General features: G+C 69.6%; 1 protein-coding gene. It reads right to left on the bottom strand.

Annotation, left to right across the window (positions count from 1 at the left end; translation table 11 throughout):
• The coding region (locus ACIQUT_RS40330) for an IS481 family transposase (protein ID WP_403570724.1) at positions 1-949 on the bottom strand (949 nt) is incomplete at its 3' end.
• Positions 950-1,048: the final 99 nt, after the last annotated feature.

The raw sequence follows: 1,048 nt of genomic DNA, 5'->3' as shown, positions 1-1,048 counted from the left end.
TGTATTGCCCAGTGAGGTTGGGGACGCGGCTGGCGGGTGGTTTGCCTGCGAGCGCGGTGTGTCCGCGGTGGTGATTGTAGGTGTGCAGCCATTGGGGGAACGCATCGCGTCGTTCCTGCTCTGACCGGTAGGGGCGTGCGTAGGCCCACTCGTCCAGCAGGGTCCGGTTGAGGCGTTCGACCTTGCCGTTGGTCTGGGGCCGGTAGGGCCGGGTTCGCTTGTGGGTGATCCCGGCCGCTGCCACGCCGTCGCGCCAGTCGCGGGAGCGGTAACAGGCACCGTTGTCGGTCAGGACCCGTTCGACGGTGATCCCGACGCTGGCGTAGTAGGCGTGGGCCCGTTGCCAGAAGCCGGTGGCGGTTTCCTTCTTCTCGTCGTCGAGGATCTCTGAGTAGGCGAGGCGGGAGTGGTCGTCGACGGCGGTGTGGATGTAGCTGTAGCCGGCGTTGGCACGGTTCTTTCGGCCGGCCTGGCGGCCGAGGGTCCTGTGGCCGCCGCCGTCGGGGATGTTGCCGAGCTTCTTGATGTCGACGTGGACCAGTTCGCCGGGCCGGTCGCGTTCGTAGCGACGTATGGGCTGGCCGGTGGTCCGGTCCAGGTGGGACAGGCGGGCCAGCCGGTACCGGGTCAGGACCCGGTGCACGGTCGAGGGCGCCAGGTGCAGCAGGTGGGCAATGCGGGCTGGCCCCCACCGGCGCGTGAGGCGGACCTTGATGATCCGGCGCTCGGTCCGGGTCGGTGTCCGGCGCGGGCTGTGGTGTGGCCGGCTGGAGCGGTCGGACATGCCGGCCTGGCCGGATGCCCGGTAGCGGTCGGCCCACCGCTGGGCGGTGGTGGGTGAGACCTGGAAGCGTTCGGCGGCGCGTCGCAGGGGCCAGCCGTCCTCGACCACACAGCGGGCCAGGCGGAGGCGTCCGGTCTCGGTCAGGGGTGCATTACGGTGGACCACGAGGGCCTTTCTGGTCGGTGTAGACGTCGCAATCCACACCGAACCCGGAAGGCCCTCACCCGTTCAAGACACCTCAGCCGAGACCTGCATCACCCGTCC

Origin of the sequence: Streptomyces sp. NPDC090445 (assembly GCF_044769385.1) — a bacterium.
Classification (GTDB): domain Bacteria; phylum Actinomycetota; class Actinomycetes; order Streptomycetales; family Streptomycetaceae; genus Streptomyces.
Note: the sequence above shows the minus strand (reverse complement) of the source record. Positions and strands in the feature narration are given on the sequence as shown.